Annotated in this window: 19 protein-coding genes, 1 tRNA gene and 1 pseudogene; 12 read left to right on the top strand and 9 right to left on the bottom strand. The window is 37.4% G+C overall.

Annotated features, from left to right (window positions below; genetic code table 11):
* Positions 1–29: 29 nt before the first annotated feature.
* Positions 30–965 (bottom strand): porin Omp33-36, encoded by a 936-nt coding sequence (gene omp33-36 / locus AC1M84_RS04205; protein ID WP_481592839.1) that lies wholly within the window; start codon positions 963–965, stop codon positions 30–32.
* An 821-nt stretch (positions 966–1,786) separates the two neighbouring features.
* Here omp33-36 and blaOXA point away from each other — a divergent pair.
* Together blaOXA and AC1M84_RS04195 are read left to right on the top strand one after the other, a co-directional pair.
* The gene (gene blaOXA / locus AC1M84_RS04200) at positions 1,787–2,680 is read left to right on the top strand and encodes a class D beta-lactamase (protein ID WP_481592840.1); all 894 of its coding nucleotides are present in this window, start codon (positions 1,787–1,789) and stop codon (positions 2,678–2,680) included.
* Between the two features lie 488 nt (positions 2,681–3,168).
* Complete coding sequence (locus tag AC1M84_RS04195) at positions 3,169–4,875, top strand: GGDEF domain-containing protein (RefSeq protein ID WP_481594491.1); 1,707 nt, start codon at positions 3,169–3,171, stop codon at positions 4,873–4,875.
* Positions 4,876–5,071: 196 nt separating this feature from the next.
* Here the strand turns inward: AC1M84_RS04195 and AC1M84_RS04190 are convergent, their stop codons facing one another.
* The 4 genes from AC1M84_RS04190 to tenA form a co-directional block, all read right to left on the bottom strand.
* On the bottom strand, positions 5,072–5,584 hold the full coding sequence (locus tag AC1M84_RS04190; protein ID WP_035265770.1) for a hypothetical protein: 513 nt from the start codon (positions 5,582–5,584) through the stop codon (positions 5,072–5,074).
* Between the two features lie 112 nt (positions 5,585–5,696).
* Complete coding sequence (gene uvrA / locus AC1M84_RS04185; RefSeq protein ID WP_481594490.1) at positions 5,697–8,528, bottom strand: excinuclease ABC subunit UvrA; 2,832 nt, start codon at positions 8,526–8,528, stop codon at positions 5,697–5,699.
* Positions 8,529–8,783: 255 nt separating this feature from the next.
* Positions 8,784–9,155: a hypothetical protein gene (locus AC1M84_RS04180; protein ID WP_180028470.1), complete on the bottom strand. Its 372-nt coding sequence runs from the start codon at positions 9,153–9,155 to the stop codon at positions 8,784–8,786.
* Between the two features lie 172 nt (positions 9,156–9,327).
* On the bottom strand, positions 9,328–10,002 hold the full coding sequence (tenA, locus tag AC1M84_RS04175) for a thiaminase II (RefSeq protein WP_481586851.1): 675 nt from the start codon (positions 10,000–10,002) through the stop codon (positions 9,328–9,330).
* A gap of 317 nt (positions 10,003–10,319) precedes the next feature.
* On the opposite strand from tenA, the gene AC1M84_RS04170 reads away from it, so the two are divergent.
* The 4 genes from AC1M84_RS04170 to AC1M84_RS04155 all read left to right on the top strand — a co-directional run bounded on the left by AC1M84_RS04170 (position 10,320) and on the right by AC1M84_RS04155 (position 14,072).
* Positions 10,320–11,405, top strand: a complete 1,086-nt coding sequence (locus AC1M84_RS04170; protein ID WP_179999088.1) for a DUF475 domain-containing protein — start codon at positions 10,320–10,322, stop codon at positions 11,403–11,405.
* A 172-nt stretch (positions 11,406–11,577) separates the two neighbouring features.
* Entirely contained in the window at positions 11,578–12,942 is a 1,365-nt protein-coding gene (locus AC1M84_RS04165) for an MFS transporter (RefSeq protein WP_035265762.1), read from the top strand.
* A gap of 51 nt (positions 12,943–12,993) precedes the next feature.
* Positions 12,994–13,563, top strand: a complete 570-nt coding sequence (gene ssb / locus AC1M84_RS04160; protein WP_481586849.1) for a single-stranded DNA-binding protein — start codon at positions 12,994–12,996, stop codon at positions 13,561–13,563.
* 104 nt (positions 13,564–13,667) lie between these two features.
* The gene (locus tag AC1M84_RS04155) at positions 13,668–14,072 is read left to right on the top strand and encodes a hypothetical protein (protein ID WP_481594489.1); all 405 of its coding nucleotides are present in this window, start codon (positions 13,668–13,670) and stop codon (positions 14,070–14,072) included.
* A gap of 122 nt (positions 14,073–14,194) precedes the next feature.
* Here the strand turns inward: AC1M84_RS04155 and AC1M84_RS04150 are convergent, their stop codons facing one another.
* The 4 genes from AC1M84_RS04150 to kynU all read right to left on the bottom strand — a co-directional run bounded on the left by AC1M84_RS04150 (position 14,195) and on the right by kynU (position 18,882).
* Positions 14,195–15,355 carry a porin gene (locus AC1M84_RS04150; RefSeq protein ID WP_481594488.1) on the bottom strand — a complete coding sequence of 387 codons (1,161 nt, stop codon included), beginning with the start codon at positions 15,353–15,355 and terminating at the stop codon, positions 14,195–14,197.
* A gap of 65 nt (positions 15,356–15,420) precedes the next feature.
* Positions 15,421–16,173, bottom strand: a complete 753-nt coding sequence (locus AC1M84_RS04145) for an alpha/beta hydrolase (RefSeq protein ID WP_481594551.1) — start codon at positions 16,171–16,173, stop codon at positions 15,421–15,423.
* Between the two features lie 14 nt (positions 16,174–16,187).
* On the bottom strand, positions 16,188–17,588 hold the full coding sequence (locus AC1M84_RS04140; protein WP_180028467.1) for an amino acid permease: 1,401 nt from the start codon (positions 17,586–17,588) through the stop codon (positions 16,188–16,190).
* Positions 17,589–17,628: 40 nt separating this feature from the next.
* Complete coding sequence (gene kynU, locus AC1M84_RS04135) at positions 17,629–18,882, bottom strand: kynureninase (protein ID WP_481592844.1); 1,254 nt, start codon at positions 18,880–18,882, stop codon at positions 17,629–17,631.
* A 141-nt stretch (positions 18,883–19,023) separates the two neighbouring features.
* Here kynU and gigD point away from each other — a divergent pair, with 141 nt between their 5' ends.
* The 6 genes and pseudogenes from gigD to AC1M84_RS04105 all read left to right on the top strand — a co-directional run.
* The gene (gene gigD / locus AC1M84_RS04130; RefSeq protein ID WP_092766480.1) at positions 19,024–19,476 is read left to right on the top strand and encodes an Lrp/AsnC family transcriptional regulator GigD; all 453 of its coding nucleotides are present in this window, start codon (positions 19,024–19,026) and stop codon (positions 19,474–19,476) included.
* Positions 19,477–19,994: 518 nt separating this feature from the next.
* Positions 19,995–20,071 (top strand) — tRNA-Met (locus tag AC1M84_RS04125).
* 239 nt (positions 20,072–20,310) lie between these two features.
* Positions 20,311–20,523 (top strand): cold-shock protein, encoded by a 213-nt coding sequence (locus tag AC1M84_RS04120; RefSeq protein WP_035267602.1) that lies wholly within the window; start codon positions 20,311–20,313, stop codon positions 20,521–20,523.
* Positions 20,520–20,720 (top strand): hypothetical protein, encoded by a 201-nt coding sequence (locus AC1M84_RS04115; RefSeq protein WP_092766478.1) that lies wholly within the window; start codon positions 20,520–20,522, stop codon positions 20,718–20,720. The genes AC1M84_RS04120 and AC1M84_RS04115 overlap by 4 nt, the downstream gene beginning before the upstream one ends.
* 345 nt (positions 20,721–21,065) lie before the next feature.
* A complete protein-coding gene (locus AC1M84_RS04110) occupies positions 21,066–21,287 on the top strand; it encodes a transposase (protein ID WP_481592845.1) in 222 nt (73 codons plus the stop codon).
* A gap of 366 nt (positions 21,288–21,653) precedes the next feature.
* Positions 21,654–22,087, top strand: a pseudogene (locus AC1M84_RS04105) (uroporphyrinogen decarboxylase/cobalamine-independent methonine synthase family protein); the annotation flags it as partial.
* Between the last annotated feature and the right edge of the window lie 10 nt (positions 22,088–22,097).

Below are 22,097 nucleotides of genomic sequence, written 5' to 3'. Positions count from 1 at the left end.
CCTTTTTTGATTCTGTATCTAATAATTTATTAGAAACGGAATTTAGCATTTAAGCCAACAGTTTCAGTATCACGGCTAGAACCATTTTCAGCGTTAGCATTTACATAACTTGCACCAACAGCTACAGCTGGAGTGATGAAGTAGTTTACGTTAGCACCGATAGCTGAGCTTGGAGTGTCATTAAAGCTTGATTCAGTATAAGAAACGCCTGCGCTTAACTGTGGATTGAAGTAAAGGTCAGATTTTAATTGGTAAAGTGTATCTTCACCGTATACTAAACCAGCTTCAAAGCCGACAGACATATTTGTATCAGTGATGCCGCCTACATATTTAGTACGAGCTGTGATCGCATCTTGATCTTCAGCAATAGTACCTGCTTCAAGTGCTGAGAATACGCTACCGTTGTTGATTGCTTTGAATACATCAAAAGAGTATTGATCAGCAACGCTTGTATAACCTACAGCAACCAAAAAGTTTGGCAGTAACATTGCACCAACTTCTAATGCATAACGATCGCCGTTACCATCTGCTAATTTAGCAACTTGTGGGTGGTTAGATGGATTGGTTGCAGTGAATTCATTTTTAGCATCAGTTTTTGAGTGGCTATATGACGCGCTTGCATATAAAGGAATAAGTTTAGTTGGGATATAAGCTTCAGCTTTTGCACCATAGTTATGTTGCTGAGCTTCAACTTTCTGATTAGCAGCTTTAATATCAGCAGAATATTCACCGAAGTTATAAGCAACAGAAACATTAGATGCTTGATTTAAGAAAGCCGCTTCAGCTAAAGGACCTTTAGTTGAGTCTACATTCTTGAAGTAGTAAGTACCTTGAACAGAACCAGTATAGTTATCATTGTTCAATGAGTCATCAAAGTATTCAGCAGCGCCTTGTACTTCAACTTGATATGCGTGTGCCCCAGTCATTGCTACTAATAAAGCAGTGGCTAAACTAATTTTTTTCATAATAGTTACCAAATAAATGTCGAATGAATATGCAGTAAATATTGTATTGTAACAATGTATTAAGTCAATGATCTTTAAGGTAATAGTCTGCTGGTCTAAATTTATTTTGTGTGTTATGTCTTGATACAAGAAGATTAAGAACATGAATTTTTGAACATTTTATTCAAAAATAACAATGTGATAAGGAGATTTTCAAGGTCGATTAAGCTAAAAAAATTGCATCGAAATTATACAAAAAAAAGATTATTAGAATCGGATAAAACGTATAAAGAAAATGTTAATTTACATGAAATTTAAGATTTTCGTTTAATTTTAACTCATTTGAAAATAAATAATGTGACTTTTTTCACCTACTTGGCTGTAAAGTGTTAGGTCGATTCGGAATTTCAAAGGGTTACGATCTTTGCAATTTAAGTTAATTTTCACATAATTACATGCTCGTTAACTAAGTTTTTTTTTATATTTAAATAAATTGAGTTTTACCTTTTAGATTTACTAAATATTATAGTGGTTATTTCTCTTATATACCCAGCTTTCCCCAAGGCTGGGTTTTTTTTAACTTATATTTATTTGCACCATTATAGTGCATAATTGGGTGTATTCTTTATCAATACTGAGCAAAAAAAAACCTAGTTTTCATAGAAAACTAGGTTTTTTCGCCAAAACTTGAGGGAAATACAGAAATTCTGCTGAGGTATATTTCTATCTCGCCCTAATGTGGGGCATTATGCACCAGCATATTGCACATGTAAATAATATTTTTAAAAAAAGTGTTAAAAATAGACAAAAAAATTGGAAATAATCTGTCAAAATTGAATTAAATGCATTGGTCAAATTGGAACATTGAATTGAAAGGAATCTACGTTGTTGCACTTGTTTTAACGTCTGTTTTTTTATCTGCCTGCCAGGCCTTAGATCATATTAATCCGAGAATAAAAGCATACGATTTAAAAGACGATTCAATGCTGAATAGCAGTGAATCAAAGAATCAGCATCATATTGAGACCCTATTTAATCAGCAAAATATTCAAGGTGTATTTATCACCTATGATGGCAAACACGTTAAAACTTACGGTTCTGATCGAACAAGAGCAAAAGAAAATTTTATCCCTGCATCCACTTTTAAAATAGTGAATGCTTTGATTGGATTAGAACATCATAAATCAACTCGGTATGAAGTGTTTAAATGGGATGGAAATAAACGTTCATTTGATAGTTGGCAACGTGATTTTACGCTTGGTGAAGCCTTACAAGCATCTGTTGTACCTGTGTATCAAGCCTTAGCACACCGTATTGGACCAACATTGATGCAACAGGAATTAAGTCGAATTCAGTATGGAAATGCAAAAGTCGGGGATCAGATAGATCAATTTTGGTTAAAAGGTCCTCTAGAGATTACACCTGAACAACAAGTTAAATTTGTTTATAGATTGGCACAGTTGTCATTGCCGTTTCGTAGAGATGTACAACAAGATGTAAGGGACATGATGTATGTCGAATCACGTGGTGCGAATAAGCTATATGCCAAAAGTGGTTGGGGAATGGATATTGAGCCTCAGGTAGGCTGGTATGTGGGGTTTGTAGAACAAGCCAGCGGTCAAGTCACTGCCTTTGCATTAAATTTAGAAATGAAAAATGGTGATCAAATTCAGCAACGCAAGGAAATCACTTTAGATATTTTAGATCGACTTGGTTTCTTTCATTATTTACGTTAAAAGTCATATAAAAGATAAAAAAAACCCAGCCGATTGGGATGGCTGGGCTGAAAAAGGATGTTCTGTATGTGGGAGAAACATCCGAGGGTAGAACAAAATTCATTAAGCAAATCTGATATGAATCAGTATCTTTGCGATGTAAGCATTATGGTTTAAAGGATGAGGTTTGTATAATGATTAAAAATTATGCGCATGATCTATTTTTTCGATGCTGATTAAGTGATCAAAATAATCATCTGATTTTAATTCAAAAAAAGTAAATACTGCGAAATATATCACTTGTATATTGGTGGAAAAATAATTTAAATATTGAACAAAAAAAATTTACGGCATTACAATAGTGTGATATTTATCACATTGTTTCTTAAATAAAAACTTGTGCTTTAAGTGCTTTTTAAACATGGTTATATTGTAAAATATAACTAAGTTCAAAGAAATTTTATAAATCTTACCGCTTTATACGGTCTTTTATTTTAGAGGTAGTTTGGATGTTAAAATCACATTCCGAGCAAATTGGTCGCCGCCTATTTGTGTTCGTGATGATTATCGTCTTATCTATCCTCTGTATTTCAATCCCATTGGTCATTAGCCATTATCGCGAATATCAGAAATCACAAACAGCATTGATTGAAATTGAAAATCTTCGAGCTGTTGCTGCTCTAGCGAACCGTATTTCACGCGAGCGTGGCCCTGCGAACATGGCAATGTCGAGTTCACAAGAAGAGTTTGAAAAAAATAAACAAGCGCTTATTGAGTATCGCGCGGGAGTAGATGAACAAATTAAGGTCTCGATTCATCGATTAGATCAGTCTGGATATGATGGGTTAGAAGAGTACGTCGCTCAATACCTAAATCCAAAATTAGCGGAAGGTCGCAAACAAGTCGATCACTATATTTCGTTGCCATTTGCAGAGCGTACGCCTGAAGCTTTAGATCAGGCTATTCTTACAATGTTTAATGCGTGGGATAGCAGCCATGATTTACTGAAAAAACTGGTAATGCAGTCTAAAAGTAAAGACAGTTCGATGGGGCATTATTACACCATGATTTTGGTGTTAGCAGATTTGCGTGATCAGGCTGGACGTGTTGCTTCAAATGTAACTGCACATGTGACATTTCAGCAGCCGTTACCAAGTGACAATATTGCACGCGCATTACAAACGCAAAAACAAGTTCGCTATTTGTGGGATTTAGTGAATACCATCCAACCCGAACGCCATCGTACAGCTGAGTTCGCTCGTTTACACCAAGAAGTGAAAACTCAGTTTATTGATCAGGGCTTACCCATCATCATGCGATTAATTGATGAAAGCCGAAAAGGACAACCTTATTTTTTATCAGGGACTGAATTAAGTGTAGCTGTATCTGGTAAATTCTTAACAGTTATCGATTTGCAAGACTATTTGCTCAATAAGAGCGTTGAAATCGCAAAGTCAGAAAAAGACGCGAATCAACTCAACTTTATACTCACGTTGATAGTCTCTTTAATTTCACTATTGGCTGCTTTATTTACGATGATCTATGTTCAACGTAAAGTTATTTCGCCGCTTATCATGGTGAGAGATAAATTAGTTGAATTGTCGTATGCCAATGCTTTGGTCGATAGTCATTTTATTGAAGATCAGCAGAAACAAGTACATTCATTACACGAAGCGATGCAAAAACTTCAGAAAATGTTGCATCAACGTGATGAGTTTGAATTTGAATTAAAGAATATTGCCAATACTGATAAATTAACAGGTGTTTCAAATCGTTTTGCTTTAGAAGCCTATACCAAACTTATGGAGGCTCAGCCCAATAAGTTTACCCAAACGTGTTTGATGATTGTAGATATTGATTATTTTAAACAGGTTAATGATCAATATGGTCATGTGGCAGGGGATCAAGTCATTCAGCAGGTGGCAAATTGTTTAAGTCATAATGTTCGTTCTACGGATTTGGTCGTACGCTTTGGTGGTGATGAATTTTTGGTGTTGATTGAAAATTTAGACCTTGAACATGGTTTACGTGCTGCAGAAAAGATGCGTAAGAGTATTGGTGATATACAATTTACAGATGAGCAAGGTCAATCATTTACGGTTTCGATCAGTGTGGGTGTTGCGGTAGGTGCTGATTCTTGGAAAGCCTTATTTGATAAGGCAGACCAAGCATTATTTAGAGCGAAAGCGCAGGGGCGTAATACTGTTTCAAGCTAAGATTATGTGAATATTGGCAGTAGTCACGTCCTCAATTGTCAGTTAGATTTTTTATTAAATTTGCGTAGGAATTTCCTACTTTTGAAAGCACAAAAGTAGGCAAAATGCTTTTTTTTTGATTGAGGATATATCCTTATATCCTAATCAAACGGGCGACATCCAGGTCGCTTTCATGTGATTGGATTTCAGTTAAAAATTATTTAGGAATGGCTTTATTTAAACTTTGATAAAGTTGTTTTCTAGTCTCTAATATACTTGCTTTATATTCAGCAGTTTTCTCAATTGAAACAGATTCTTTACGAAAACATGTATAGGAATTAAAAGCACCTACAAGTTCACCGTATCTTCTCAATATTTCTTGTTGATCTTTATAGTCATATAAAAGTAAAAGCCCTTCATTTTTACTTAATAGATTAAAGTCATCAAATAGGTTTTCTCGCAGAGGAGAGAGTCTGTCGCTAATTACTTCTTTATCTAATACAGGCTTTTTAATTTCAAAATCAAATATAGCCCAAATTTTTAAAATTAAATGATTTATTTCCTCTATATCAGAAGAAATTTTTGTTAAAAGATTACGATTAAATTCTTTGTTTTCCTTATTTTGTTGTGCCTTCAAATTTGCCTTTTGATTGAAATAAGTAATGATCCCTGTAATGAGCGCACCTAAACCAATTTTAATAGCTGTATCTAATATTTCTAATAAAGTCATAAGAATAAAAAACGGTGAATGAATCACCGTTTTAGCATAATAAATTATTATTTTGAAACCTCCCTAACCCTCCTTTTCAAAGATGAGGAGCATTAATCCGTAAGGGGGGAGATTATTTCAACATTGGCTTCAAGAATCTCGCTGTATGCGAAACCTTATTTTTCGCTACTTCTTCAGGCGTACCTTCGGCAATAATCATACCACCACCTGCACCACCTTCAGGACCTAAGTCCACAATCCAGTCGGCAGTTTTAATGACATCTAAGTTATGCTCAATCACCACAATGGTATTACCCTTATTGCGTAGCTCATGAAGAATATCCAAAAGTTTCGCAATATCGTGGAAATGTAAACCTGTGGTTGGCTCATCAAGCACATACAGTGTTTTACCTGTATCACGCTTCGCCAACTCACGTGCAAGTTTCACACGCTGTGCTTCACCACCTGAAAGCGTGGTTGCCGACTGACCCAAACGGATATAGCCCAAACCAACTTGATGTAAAGTTTCTAAACGACGATGAATCACAGGAATCGCATCAAAGAAATGCATCGCATCTTCAACGGTCATCTCGAGTACGTCAGAAATATTTTTGCCTTTATAGCCGACTTCCAAAGTTTCACGGTTATAACGCTTGCCGTGGCAGGCATCGCATGGCACATACATATCCGGTAAGAAATGCATCGCCACTTTAATCATACCGTCGCCTTCACAGGCTTCACAGCGACCACCTTTCACGTTAAACGAGAAACGACCTGCGGCATAACCACGCGCTTTGGCTTCTGGGGTTTGAGCAAAGAGTTCACGAATTGGCGTAAACAAACCTGTATAAGTGGCAGGGTTGGAACGAGGCGTACGTCCAATTGGGCTTTGGTCAATATCCACGACTTTATCGAGGAATTGTAAGCCATCAATCGAATCAAACTTTTCAGCAGTTAACGTGGTTGCACCGTTCAATTGTGTTGCTGCAAGCGGTAATAAGGTGCGGTTAATGAGGGTTGATTTACCTGAACCCGATACACCCGTCACACAGGTCATCACACCCAATGGAATAGTCAAATCGACATTCTTTAAGTTGTGACCACATGCACCCATCAGCTTAATTTGCTCATCAGGTTTAGGTGGTTGTACACGAACTTTAGGCACTTCAATTTTTAATTTGCCTGACAAGTATTTACCGGTCAAAGAGTCTTCATTGGCTGCCAATTCGTCATAAGTCCCCTCGGCAATGACGTGACCACCATGCACACCTGCACCCGGACCAATATCAATAATATGATCCGCTGCGCGAATGGCATCTTCATCATGCTCAACCACTAAAACGGTATTGCCAAGGTCACGTAAACGAACCAAAGTCTCAAGCAAACGGTCATTATCACGTTGATGCAAACCAATCGATGGTTCATCCAGCACGTACATGACGCCCATTAAGCCAGCACCAATTTGCGAAGCTAAACGAATACGCTGTGCTTCACCGCCTGATAAGGTTTCGGCTGAACGAGATAGACTTAAATAGTTCAAGCCGACTGATACAAGGAAGTGCAAACGCTCACGAATTTCTTTAAAAATCTTATCGGCAATTTCACCTTTGGCGCCTTCAAGATTGAGATCTTGATAATAGCTTTCAGCATCGCCAATCGACATTTTGGTAATTTCGGCAATGGTTTTGTCTTTGACACGCACATGACGTGAAATTTCATTGAGACGTGAACCGCCACAAGCGTCACATGCAGCATTCGATAAATACTGAGCTAAATCATCACGTACATAGTTTGATTCAGTTTCACGGTAACGACGTTCTAAATGTGGTAAAACCCCTTCGAAAGCCATCACACGGTTATGACGGCGACCACGTTCATCGATATAGCTTAAATCAATTTTTTCTTTGCCTGTACCGTAAAGGAATTTCTTTTTGGTATCCGCATCAAGTTCATTCCACGGCGTATCAAGAGAAAAGTCGAAATGTGCAGCGACTTTTTCAATCATGCTGTAATAGTATGGACGCTGACGATCCCAACCACGAATTGCCCCTTGGCTAATGCTGACTTCAGGGTTTGGAATGAGTTTGTCAGAACTAAAATGGCTGCGTGTCCCTAAACCATCACAGACCGGGCAAGCACCAAATGGGTTGTTAAAAGAAAACAGACGAGGTTCTAATTTGGCAACGGCACGGTCACATTCAGGACATGAGTGTTTTGCTGAAAACACACGATCAGATTGTTCGCCTTTCATCCATGACAAAATCGCAATATCACCACCTAAACGCAGTGCGGTTTCAAAACTTTCTGCAATACGGTTGCCTAAGTCATCGCGGACTTTAAAACGGTCGACCACGACTTCAATGGTATGTTTTTTCTTCTTATCCAGTTCAGGCGGTGGATCAATTTCCATGATTTCACCGTCTACACGTGCACGGACGAAACCTTGGCTTTGTAATTGCTCAAATAAATTGGTGTATTCCCCTTTGCGCTCACGTACAACAGGAGCAAGTAACAATAAAGCCGTACCTTCTTCAAGTGCTTTAACCGCATCAACCATTTCCGACACGGTTTGTGCCACCATCGGCAAGTCATGCTCAGGGCAGTAGGGTGTACCCACTCGAGCATACAACAAACGTAAATAGTCATAAATTTCAGTAATCGTACCGACCGTTGAACGTGGGTTATGACTGGTTGATTTCTGCTCGATGGCAATAGCTGGGCTTAAACCTTCAATCGAATCGACTTCAGGTTTTTCCATTTGTGACAGGAATTGGCGTGCATAGGCAGATAAAGATTCCACATAGCGACGTTGACCTTCTGCATATAAGGTGTCGAAAGCCAGTGAAGATTTACCTGAACCTGAAAGTCCCGTAATCACCACGAACTTATCGCGTGGAATATCAAGGTTCACATTTTTTAAGTTATGGGTGCGTGCGCCTCGAATACGGATATGACTTTGGCTCATAAAACATCTCGAAAATATGCTGAGTGAAGGTGATATATGATAGCGATTTAATTTTGTTCAAGCACAAATGAAAAATAAAACACGACAAATTATGTCGGTAAAATTTCATTGAACAGCAAAAGTCCAATGTAAAGTGCTTTGAGAGCTCCTGTAATCTGATTTTAAATAGATGAACAAGACATAATCAATTCGCAAATTTGATGTCATGATGAGCCATAGGATGTTAAATATAAGTGAATTTCGGGTGAATATTGATCAGCAAGCACGTGAATAGTGACGTTCGAAAATAGAGTCCACCTGTTCAAAACATATATGTCTTTCAATAGCATGATGTTGACGTGCGTAAAAATTTACTTCTTTTTCTAAGTGTTGAAGAAAATCGTTATATTCGGCTTCGAAATGTTGTAAATCTAGAAAATCAAAACGTATAGAGCTTGAACAAGAGTATTGTGCAATGAAGTCGAGCATTAAATTTTGAATATGATGATTGGTAAAATAAATGAGATATGTGGCAGCAGATCCACAATGTGTACATCCTTTTTCTAAATAAACTTCTTCATTATTTAACCAACAGCATTGTAAAGTGAAATATGCACGGATTGCTTCTGTTCCCAGTGAATGTTGCATAGAAAACCTCAAGTAAATTTTATTTATGATAATGAGAATTATTATCAATAATAATTGTGCTTGAAGTTTGCTTTAAAATCCAGTCTTAAATCCATTTAAATCGAAATGAGCCTGAAAGTCGGCAATGCAGTTTAGATCACCGACCTTTAATTTGGTTATGCAGGTGATAGCATCATGAGTGATCTAGGCTTAACCATTGACGTTGATGATAGGCACTATCCCAGAATAAATATTCGAGTTCAGCTCCCCGTGTGTAAGCTTGATGCATTTTTTCAATGGTATGTTGATCGCTTTCTGCCGCAACTCGGTCAATAATTTCAATGACTTTGCGTACTTCTTCGTTGAAATGCTCGCCAGCATAAGTGTCAATCCATGCTTGATAAGGATTATTTGCAATATTACGTTTAAGAATGTCTTTGCCCACTTCCGCATAAATCCAATAGCACGGCAGTAATGAAGCTAAAACGACAGGATAACTCTCTGACCATGCAGTAGCTGTCAGAAATGAGGTGTAATGATGGCAAGCAGCAGTCAAAGGTGTATTTTCAAAATCAGCTTTAGTGATGCCAAATTCGTGCATAAAACCATTGTGCAGTTCACGTTCAACCACAATTGCTTCATTAGCGCCTTGCGTAAATTGAATAATGGCATCGGAGTCATATGCTTTAGCACCACAAATAGCCAATGCTCGACCATAGGCAACCAGATAATGCGCATCCTGAATGACGTAATGGCAAAAAACTTCTCGATCGAGTGTTCCAAGCGCCAGTTCTTGGTTAAAAGGGAGTGCTAATGTTTTTTGATATAAATCGTAGTTTCGTTGCCAAACGGCTTCTGAAAAACGCATAAATCCATCCTGAATAAAATCATCTCTAGGTATCATCTAAGATCATATCAATTTGTCGTTACAAAACTAGCTTGAGCGATACATCATCTTCAACAAAAAAATCATACGAAGAACTTTGGATAAATTTTGAAAACTCGTCATAATTAGTACAGTTTAATTGAGTGTCTTTTAGCGCTAGAAATCAGACATTCAATTTATAGAATTTTTACAAATCACTAAGCACAGACTTTGTTTAATAATCGTCATATAAAAACTCTAAGTTTATGTTTTGTAAAATTTTTATTGATTCACCTCATTTTTTATAAGGTCGCTAGATTATGTGGAAACATTTTGGTTTCTCTATCGTATTCACGATCGTGTGTCTTGCGCTGTCTGCCTATTGGGGTTATACCCATGGTCCAGAAGCTGGCCTCAAGACCATGTTCACCGTACTGACCATTACTGCAATTTTAGCTGTGATGGAAGTTTCACTTTCTTTTGATAATGCTGTCGTGAATGCTTCAGTCCTTCGTCATTGGGATCACTTTTGGAAAATGCTTTTCCTGACTGTGGGTATTCTCATTGCAGTATTTGGTATGCGTTTAATCTTCCCAATTGTGATCGTCGCGGTCACAGCGGATATGGGCATGATGGAAGTTGTCAATTTGGCATTAAATGACCCTAAAGAATATTCGGCACGACTGATGAATCATCATCCTGAAATTGCAGCATTCGGTGGTGCATTCTTATTGATGGTATTCCTTAACTTTTTCTTGGATGATGGCAAAGACACGCATTGGTTCAAATGGATTGAGCGTCGTTTAGCGAAACTGGCATCTGTACCTGCACTATCTGTATTTGTAGCTTTAGTGGCTTTACTGATCATGGCAGCTAATGTTGATGAAGCTAAACGCTTAGTCGTGACTATGGCGGGTATCTGGGGCATCGTCATTTATATTGGGGTACAAGTACTGAGCCATTTGCTGGGTGGTGAGCCTGAAATTGATGAAAATGGTAATGCAATTGGTCACGATAGTAATGGTGTGCCAACAGGCGTAGTCAAAGCGGGTATCGGTGGATTCTTGTATTTAGAAGTATTGGATGCATCATTTAGTTTTGATGGTGTGATTGGTGCTTTTGCCATTACTTCAGATGTTGTGGTGATTATGTTAGGTCTCGCGATTGGTGCCATCTTTGTTCGTTCGATTACCATCTATCTCGTTGAGAAAGGTACTTTAGATGCTTACATCTATTTAGAACATGGTGCGCACTATGCAATTGGTGCATTGGCTTTCATTATGATTGCGAGTGGTACGGGCGTACATGTTCCTGAAGTGGTAACAGGTCTGATTGGTGTAGCATTTATTGTTTGGGCAGTGATTGCATCTATTCAATATAAGAAGCGTCAAGCGCTACAAGGCTAGATGAACACATCGAAAAAAGCACAGCACAAGCTGTGCTTTTTTGGCTTAAGGCTTTTGCTCTAGGGAAAACAGATGGTGTTGATCTTTATTTCAAATAAAATTCATGCCTGTTCATCAGCCGAATATTCTATAATCAAAGTAGACATAGAAATCACGCGATAACCTAAATTTTATGATGAATGCCTTAGAACGCCGTTCCACATTTGCATTGAGCAGCATTTTTGCATTGCGAATGTTAGGTCTGTTTATGATTGTCCCGGTCTTTTCTGTTGCGGGACAGGCTTATGAATATGCAACACCTGCTTTGATTGGTTTGGCCGTAGGTGTGTATGGTTTGACTCAGGCAATACTACAAATTCCTTTTAGTTTGATTGCAGACCGCTATAGCCGAAAGCCGCTGATCGTATTGGGTTTATTGTTGTTTGCCTTGGGTGGTGCAATCGCAGCAATGTCAGACACAATCTATGGTGTGATTATAGGGCGTGCAATAGCTGGGGGTGGAGCTGTCTCTGCTGTCGTCATGGCGTTATTGGCAGATGTTACGCGTGAAGAAAATCGTATGAAGGCGATGGCAATGATGGGGATGAGTATTGGTCTCTCTTTCGTTATTGCATTTAGTTTAGGGCCATGGTTGACCAGCGTGGTGGGTATTTCAGGCTTATTCTGGGTGACCACACTCATGGGATTACTTGCCATTGCAATGCTATTTCTTGTTCCCAAAACAACACGTCATCATAAAAATTTTCAGCAAGGTTATCTCACGCAGCTAAAACAAGTTTTGAAAATGGGCGATTTAAATCGCTTACATGTTTCTGTGTTTGCTTTGCATTTATTGCTGACGGCGATGTTCATCTATGTGCCTTCTCAATTGATTGACTTTGCAGATATTCCTTTAGCTCAGCATGGTTTGATCTATCTTCCCTTATTGGTAATCAGTTTATTTTTTGCTTTTCCTAGTATCATTCTTGCTGAAAAATATCGAAAAATGCGAGGTATTTTTCTGACTGCGATTGCTGGGATCATCGCCGGTTTGATCGTGATGATTTTTGGATTTGAATCGAAATACATTTTGTTGCTTGGTTTAGGTCTTTTCTTTATTGCCTTTAATGTGATGGAAGCACTACTGCCATCTTGGTTATCGAAGGCAGCACCTATCCAATCCAAAGCGACAGCAATGGGTGTGAATGCCAGTGGTCAATTCTTAGGTGCTTTTTTTGGCGGTATACTGGGTGGGCAATTGCTGATGTTAAATAACACTGCTCTAGGCTGGGGGGTACTGACAGGAATTGCCATTCTTTGGCTGTTGATTAGTTTTGGATTAAAGCAGCCACGTTATTTATCATCACTGATTTTGAGTTTGCCCAAAGTCCAAGAAACAGATGAATGGACTTCTCAGTTACTGGCAATTCGTGGTATTGAAGAGGTCGTGGTGATGACTGATCAACAAGTGGTCTATGTCAAAGTTGATAAGCAGCAGTTAGATGACACTGCGCGACAACATTTAACGCACTTGTTGGGTAAAGAGGTAGCCATTTAATCATAACTCTTATAAAGTAAAACATAGAATCGAATAGGAAGATTAGAGCACATGCGCGGCGTGAATAAAGTTATTTTAGTTGGTACTTTAGGTAAAGATCCTGAGACAAAAACATTTCCCAATGGTGGTTCATTAACGCAGTTTTCAATTGCAACAAGTGAATCTTGGACAGATAAAAACTCAGGTGAACGCAAAGAACAAACAGAATGGCACCGTATCGTCTTACATAATCGTTTAGGTGAAATTGCACAGCAATATTTACGTAAAGGTTCAAAAGTTTATATTGAAGGCTCTTTACGTACCCGTCAGTGGACAGACCAAAATGGTCAAGAGCGTTATACGACAGAAATCCGTGGCGAACAAATGCAGATGTTAGATTCTAATAATCGTCAGCAAGGTGATAATCAAGGTGATGGTGGTTATCAGCAACCTCGTTTCAATAATAATAACCAAGGTGGTTATGGGAACCAAGCGCCTGCTCAAGGTGGTTATGGTAATCAGGCGCCTCAAGGCAACTATGGCAATGTTAATCAAGGTTTCCAATCACCTAAACCTCAGCAGCAGCCGGTAAAGCCTATGGCGACAGCACCGTCTGATTTAGATGATGATTTACCGTTCTGAATCATATATTTAAATAGTTAAAAACCCTTTGTATAACAAAGGGTTTTTTGTTTTTATGATGATATAGTAAAACGTTTATTCATAGTTGAATTAGGGACAGTTGAATGAAACAAGGAATCATGTTTTTAACTTTTGTGCTGTGTAGTAGCATGAGCTTAGCAAAATCACCACAATGGACCGTGTTTGATCGAGATGATGCAGGCTGGTCTTATATTGATAAAACGACCATTAAATCACTCAATCAAGCCCCTCATATTTTTGAAATTGACTATAAATATGTGTATGAACATGGCGTACCCTCATTAAACATCAAACCCAAGGGCTACATACAAGCCGTTCATCAAATTGATTGTCAAAATAAAGCCAGAGCCTATGTCAAAAGCCAGCGTTTTACGCCGCAAGGTAAAGCCGTAGATGATAATAATTCATTCGATACGATTTATTTTGAACCCATGTCAATGCAACTTTCTAAAAATATTAAGTTAATTGAAATGTTATGCATTAAATAAAATTTATTAAAGACTTTGTATAACGCTACAACTTATTGAGATTTGATGCGAATCCATGAGTGATCCTTCAAAGCCTTTTTAAATAACAAGGCTTTGAAGGATAGTTAACCTAAAATTAGAATTTACCATTCATAACGTAAACGGAATAAATGCATATCTGGGGTTTGGAACGTATCATGTGTATATAAACGTTCATAATCAAATCCAAAACCATGGTTAAATCTAGCTGCTATACCAACACCGAGATCACGGCGTTTAAACTCTGAGCCATTGGTATATTCAAGTTGATTTCCCATGATATAGGGCTGAATGAATTTGATACCGTATTCTTCAATCTTGAAGTGCTGTCCCGCATAAAATTCAACGCCATAAGCCTCAGTATTCAGCAATGATTGAAGTTGAAAATCGCTCGATTCACTGTAAGCATCAAAATTTGGAACTAGATTTTTATACCAACCAGCGCCAAAGCTAAGCATCCATTTTCCATCAAAATAAAATAATGAACTTGCCCAAATTTCTTGCTTTAAATCATGCTTATCTTGTTGATTATTCAGACTAGCATTGTTGTACTTCCATGAGGTCGCCCAACTTAAATTTTTATTTAAATGCACATCAACTGCCAATTCGGCACCATTTTTACGTTGATATTGCACATCCGTATCTGCGACCGTCGTACTATCCTTGAACAAATAGCTGGCATATAAGTCTGCTTTATCTGTTTTGAACTCATAACGTAAAGTTTTATGAGCTGCTTGCGTACCATCTGTATAAGCGACAGGGCTCCACGTTTGGGGCTGAGCCAAGGTTGAGTAATTCCATAGGTCAGTTTTGGCGCCTACAATGTCGTAATAAATACTATAGATTTTTCCAAATTTAACGGTACCGTATGCTGAATCACGCAGACCAATATACGCCTGTTCGGTGGTGATGTTTTCATCAGAGGAACGGTAATGACCGTCCCAATCCAGCATCTTGGAAAGATTGATATAGTTTTGATAGCCTGCAATTAAATGCAAACGTTCATTCCATGCATAATCAGCATTGGCATACATACGGCTATTTGAGCTATAACCATCTCTGCGATATTTCTGATTTTCGTTAGATTGATCGTAATGATCGAAATTTAAGGCTTGTAGACGAATACTACCAGACGTGGTGAGTTTTAAACGATCTGATTCACTCAAAATTTGCTGTTCATCAATGAGTGTTATCTCGGCAAATGTAAGATTTGAAAAAATAAAGGTGCAGGAAAGCAATAGCTTGTAAAAGCATGGTTTTGACATAGTAACATCCGTGTGACTAAATATAAATTAAGCTGGTAATTCTGCTGATTAAAGCTGAGTAGAAATTAGGTGGTCTTTGTCGATTGAAAATATCGTTCCAAAATGGAATAGTGGTTGGTGTCTGCAAAACTCAAGAGATGCGTGAATTCAGGCTCTAGTTGCTGCCGAAATTGATAATATTTTTGGCTTTGCCATTTCAGTTCTGGTAACTCATCGAGTCCATACGCAATCGTACAGGGCTTAGCAAAGTGCGTAGAATGTTCAACTGGACTTAAGTTTTTAATGTCTAGCTCAGATAAATTTAAAGCCTTGTTTAAATGCGTTTCTTGAATCGGTTTTAGGTCATAGATACCACTGAGTAATATCGCTGAACAAATCAAGGGATGATCTAAATTTAAAGCAGCCAAATGGGCACCAGCAGAATGTCCAACCACAATGACATTGGGGCTGATCCAAGTTTGTTTGTGGATATAATCGAGCGCTTTGCGAATTTGTAGATTAATCAGATTTAAACTACTTTGAGGCGCTAAATCATATTCAACCAACACACATTGAGCATTTTGCTGTAAAACAAATTCAGCAACAAAGGCAAAATCCCTTTTTTCACACCATTGCCAATAACCACCATGTATAAAAATAACAGTAGTATTGGTGGCAACAGGTGTGGGGAAAAAATCAAGTGTAGATCTTCGCTGAAAGTCGTACTGTAAATCGGCAATATGATGGTGTTGCTTATAAGTCGCTTGGCTCATTTTTTGAAAATCAGACAAGATCTGATTTTCATCCGTCACAGTTTGCGAGTTGTCATAGAGCATGATTTACAGCTCCTTTACTAGGCTTGTTCATTTTCAGTTAATTGATGCTTTAAGGATGATTTCTTCATTTGATAGAAAATGATTAACATCACGATAAAAGGCACGCCAAACTGGAGAGTTGATTTAAATTCTTGCGTAAACCATGTGGTAAGCGTGATTGCAAGAATGGCAAACAAACCAATAAAGGAAATATAACGACTACCAGGAATGCTGTATTTGAGGTGGATATTATTTTTTGCTAAGTTCTTTCTAAAGAAGTAGTGTGTGGCAAAGATCGCCCCCCAAGTAAATAAAGCTCCAAACATGGACAGTGCAATCATGATTGGAAATGCTGATTCGGGATTAATGCTATATACAATACTCGCCACGGCAATACCTGTTGCCGAAAGTAGCAAGGCATTGATGGGCACCCCATTTTTACGAATTTTACCAAACAGCTTAGGTGCATCTCCTGAACGTGACAAGCTGAATAACATACGCGTTGAGATATATAACATGCTGTTCATTGCGGACAGTGCTGCCACAATCACAATGAAGTTTAAAATATGATCAGCAAAAGGAATGCCGACAATTTGCATAACAGACACGAAAGGACTGGTTGCACCTGGTGCTATCAATTGAGTCCATGGAACGAGAGTGACAATTAAACTCAGCGATAGTAAATAAAATAGAAATAAGCGAATCGCAGTGCTTTTGAAAGCGTATTTAACTGCTTTTTCAGGATCATTGGCTTCACCTGCAGCAACCGCGATCATTTCGATACTGAGATAACTAAAAATAGAAATAATGACACCAATCCAAACACCTTTAAATCCATTTGGCATAAAGCCATCATGTGCAGTGAGATTGTGAGTTAGCGCTTGATGAGGATTTGGATCTTGCGTCAAAATACCTATTGCCAACAGAATAAACACAATGATGGCAAATACTTTGATCGTCGAAAACCAATATTCAACTAAGCCAAATGCTTTGACACTATAAGCATTTACTGCGAGAAGTACGGTTGAAAAAAATACGATCCAAATACCTGAACCGACATGAGGAAACCAAAGTTTCATATAGTCAGCCACGGCGGTAATTTCTGTGCCTACAGCCAACACGATACATGCCCAGTAGCTATAACGAACTAAGAAACCAGAAAGTGGGTTGATATAATGTTCAGCGTAAGCACCAAACGAGCCTGAAGTGGGGTGTTGTACAGTCATTTCTGCCAGGCAAGCCATTAGTGCAAAAGCAATTAATCCGCCGATCGCATAGCTTAGAATGACAGCAGGTCCTGCAAAACTAATGGCAAATTTACTACCCATAAATAGACCAGTGCCTATGGCACCGCCTATTGCAATCATGCCCATTTGTTTAGCGGTTAATTTTTTATGTAATCCTGCTTCGCGTGTTTGAATTTTATCGAAGTTACTCATAAGCCCTCCTGGCCATGGTGATGTAAAGTGAGTAACTGAATTAAGTTACTTGACCTCGCACCGAATATTTTTCATTTTTCCATTCTTTATTCAGCATCACTTGTTTAAGATGTTGAACAGCATGCCAAATGTCTTCATGGCTTAGGTACAAAGGTGTGACCCCGAATCTGAGCACGGCTGGCTCTCGGTAATCTCCAATCACACCACGTGCAACAAGCGCTTGGACAATGGCATAACCGTGTTCATGGCAATAACTCACATGACTACCACGCTGTAAATGATCGATTGGTGTAATTAACTCAAAACCAAATTCAGCACATTCCTGTTCAACCAATTGAATAAAGAGATCTGTTAAATTTAGAGATTTTTCTCGGATCTTTTGCATGTCAGTTTTTAAGAACACATCTAAACCACATTCGATCAAACTCATGGACAAAATGCTTTGGGTGCCACATAAAAAACGACGAATGCCTTGAGCTGGCTCGTAGTGATCAGCCATATCAAAAGGACGTTGATGCCCCCACCATCCTGAAAGAGGTTGCCAAAATTTATTTTGGTGTTTTGCATGTACCCAGATGAGGGCAGGAGAACCTGGTCCACCATTAAGGTATTTATATGTGCAACTTACGGCAAAATCACTTTGGGTCTTGTTTAAATCGATTGGAACAGCGCCTGCAGAGTGGCATAGATCCCAGATGACCAAAGCGTTATGTTGATGAATCGTTTGATTGACCTGTTTCATGTCATAGAAATAGCCTGAGCGGTAATTGATATGTGACAACACCACAACTGCCGTTTGATGGGCTTTCAGAGTGGTTTCTAATTCATCAGGATGTTCGATTAAAACCAGTTGGTAGCCTTTTTGAACAAGGTCAATATAACCTTCAATAATATATAGGTCAGTCGGGAAGACGTCCTTTTCCGCAATAATCACTTTACGTTCAGGAGCGATTTCAGCTTGGATTTTGACAGCAGCAGAGAGTGCTTTAAATAAGTTGAGTGTGGTTGAATCAGAGATCACCGTTTCGCCTGGATTTGCCCCAATGAGCTGAGCCACCTTATCACCTAACCGAGTCGATAATCCCCACCAATCCGCTTTGTTCCAGCTATTGATGAGATCTTCTCCCCACTCTTGACTGACCACTTCGTGAGCACGTGTTAAAGCAGATTTAGGGCGTGCCCCAAGGGAATTTCCATCTAAATAAATGGTGTTCTCAGGTAAAGCAAATTCATTCTTTAAGTGGCTTAGTTTGTCTTGAGCATCCCATGCTTTGCATTGATCTAAGGTAATCATTTTTAACCTAACTTAGTCCGTGTTATTTCATTCGATTTTATCACGGCATTTTTTCATATTTATCCGATAATCATGCTTGAAATTGCATGAAAACTGGATAATATTCGAATTAAATATAAAAAATCAGGATGATATTTAGGAATGAATTTAGACCTCATTGATCATAAAATTTTAAGACTGTTACAACAAAATGCACGACTAAGTCATCAGGAATTGGCAGATTTAGTGAATCTTTCTGCTTCAGCTTGCCATCGCCGTGTCAAAATTTTAGAAAACAATGGAGTCATCGAAAAATACCAAGCAAAAATTAATTATGAAAAATTGGGTATTCAGGTTGAGGCGATTGTCGAAATTAAACTCAATCAGCTGACCGAATCAGATCATCAGCATTTTCTGAGCCAGATTCGTAATTTTGATGAAGTGATCAATGCTTTTATCATTACAGGGGATTCGAATTACGTTCTCTTTGTGGCCACCAAGGATTTAAATGGGTTTTCCCAGTTTATTATTAATAAGTTAAACAAAATTAAAGGTATAGCCAACATTAATTCTAAAATTATTCTTGAAAAAGTGATCGAGAAGACCTTCATGTGATCATTAATTTTTTTATGAAAAAAGTGAATCCGTATTTTAAAATCAACCTCGAATTGATTTTACAAGCGATGTTTTTTTTATGAGTTAAAACACATAAAACTGCTATTATGGTTCATCTTTTTTTTAAAAATAATTCTATGAACGAACATTACAAATATATATACACTAAATTTAGTTTTTTTGGTTCATTACCTACATATAAGGTGTTTCTGAATGAACAAAATAAGATCGTAAAATGGGTCTTTGCTGATAACTCTTTTATCTATGGGTATATATCTGATTGGGCATTGAATCATTCTGGTTTAGATGTGGGAAAGGCTACTTGGGCTGAAGAGTCGACATTATTACTAAATAATGAAAAATTTAAACTCAATTTGTATAGGTCTTTACATCAAAAATTTAAAACAGAATTGTCTGAATAATTTATCTAGTAACGATAATGATTTTATAGTTTTTGATAAAAATAAATTATTTAGATTGCTATATATCTCAAATTAGCGTACAAATGCACTTGTTGATGCGGGATGGAGCAGTCTGGTAGCTCGTCGGGCTCATAACCCGAAGGTCGTTGGTTCAAATCCAGCTCCCGCTACCAATTAAAAACTAATTTAAAAGTTTACAACCTAATTGCGGTCGATCTGTAGTTAGGTTTTTTTATTAAATCAATAAATCAATAAATCAATTAAATATGTGTTATATTGGTTTTCTAGAATTATAATTTTATTGTTTACTAATTTTATTTTGATCTGATATTAATTACATCTTTCATTCTATTAAAAGTCTATCTTCAAAATTATTTTCTAATTATTCATTACATAATATAGGAAATAAATGATGTCTAATTTAACAACTGGTACAGTTAAGTGGTTCAACGAAACTAAGGGTTTCGGATTTATCGCTGTAGATAATGGTCAAGATGTATTTGCTCATTTTAGTGAAATTCGAGCAAATGGTTTCAAGAATCTAGTCGAAGGACAGCGAGTTCAATTTGTTGTGCAACAAGGTCAGCGTGGCTTACAAGCAAGTGATATTGTAGCTATTTCATGAATACCTCATTAATTGAGGTGAAAGATCAGTTTGAAGTTAAATATGCAGTGATAGGTACATTTAATACTTCGCAGCATGCTTCGAACTTATCTCAAATAAATATTAAATTTATCACTGTTGATAATGAAAATATAAGACCTAGTTTTGATTTAAATTTTCATAGTTTAAATACTGGTAAAATTTACCAGCTCATTTAAATATTAAAATTAAACCATAAAATATTTTTTATGGTATAATCGTTGTTGATCGAATCCGTAAGCGAAACGGAAGTGTTTAGATAGAACTTAGAATTGCGTATTCTCAATTTATAGATTTTAATATCTATGATATCTAAACAGTTAACGCAGAGCATGAACTCGCACCATGCCGATCTTAGAAGTCCACAATCTCATTGTGGGCTTTTTATAATTAAATACATGCTAATGTAAAATTGTAATTTGAATTATAGGCTTGAGCCTCTTCGATATCAGAATCCATACTCTCGATTTAAATATTTAATATTATTTTTAATTTTACATGAGCTCATTAATGAGTAAGTGAAAATGAATATCTCTAATGGCTGGACTACAGCAAAAGCAGTGAATGGTGAAACCATTCGAATTAACATTATCCCATTTCATAAAGTTCAAAATACGATGAGAGGGCAAATTCTTGTAGAAGTTTATAAACAAGTTGAAGTCGAATCAGGTGAAGTATTTGAAATAAACTTAGATGGCCGATCTTTTTTCTTGGGATTTAATAATCTATATAAGATTATGATTTAAAAATATTTTTCATAAATGATGCTATTTTTAGTAGTAAAACCTTTAAAGATCATCAAGATAAATTTAAGAAAGCGATACAAAATCACAGACTCTGGTCTCGAGAGGATATAGTAGCAAGTATCCCAGCATAAAAATAAGAGAAGCCTAGATTCACTATCTAGGCTCTTTTTTTTAGGTAGTCATGATAGGTTTATTGATCGAATTATTTTGATTGGTCTTAAGTAAATATACCGTGAATAATCTGAGCACAGTTCATCATAGAACTTATAGACTCGTAATTCGAGCGACGTTAGATCGCTACTTGATTGGTTTCTATTTATGACCTTGAGTAATTTGATACAAAGCTAATTTTGATTTGTCTAGAGAATTGCTATTCTTGAGCTAGCGCTTGAAAATTTGAAATGTGAAACCGCCATACATATTTGTTAAAGTTATTCTATGAAAGATAATAAAAATGGGAAACGAATTTTGAGTAATGAACGGCGTCCTTTTGAAACGTCACTCCCGATACTACAAAAATCTAAGTTGGGGCATCATTTCTTTAGAGTGCAAAACTCACATATATCCATGGATCTTATTGAACTGATTCGTGGAAGAAAGTCATGATCGGTGCAATCGATGTGGCAACCAATCAAATTGAAACACTTGACGAGATGGTGAACACTTTGCGTAAAGTTTTGCAATTTGTCGATGCTGATAAGCTATACCCTTCAACCAACTGTGGAATGATACCACTGTCTCGTCACGAGGGACGTGACAAACTTGAAGCCTTAAGCACGGGTTCAGCGATCTTAAACTAAGAAATTAGTG

Source organism: Acinetobacter sp. 24-47-66, from assembly GCF_056779755.1.
This window is presented reverse-complemented; position numbering and strand designations above follow the sequence as displayed.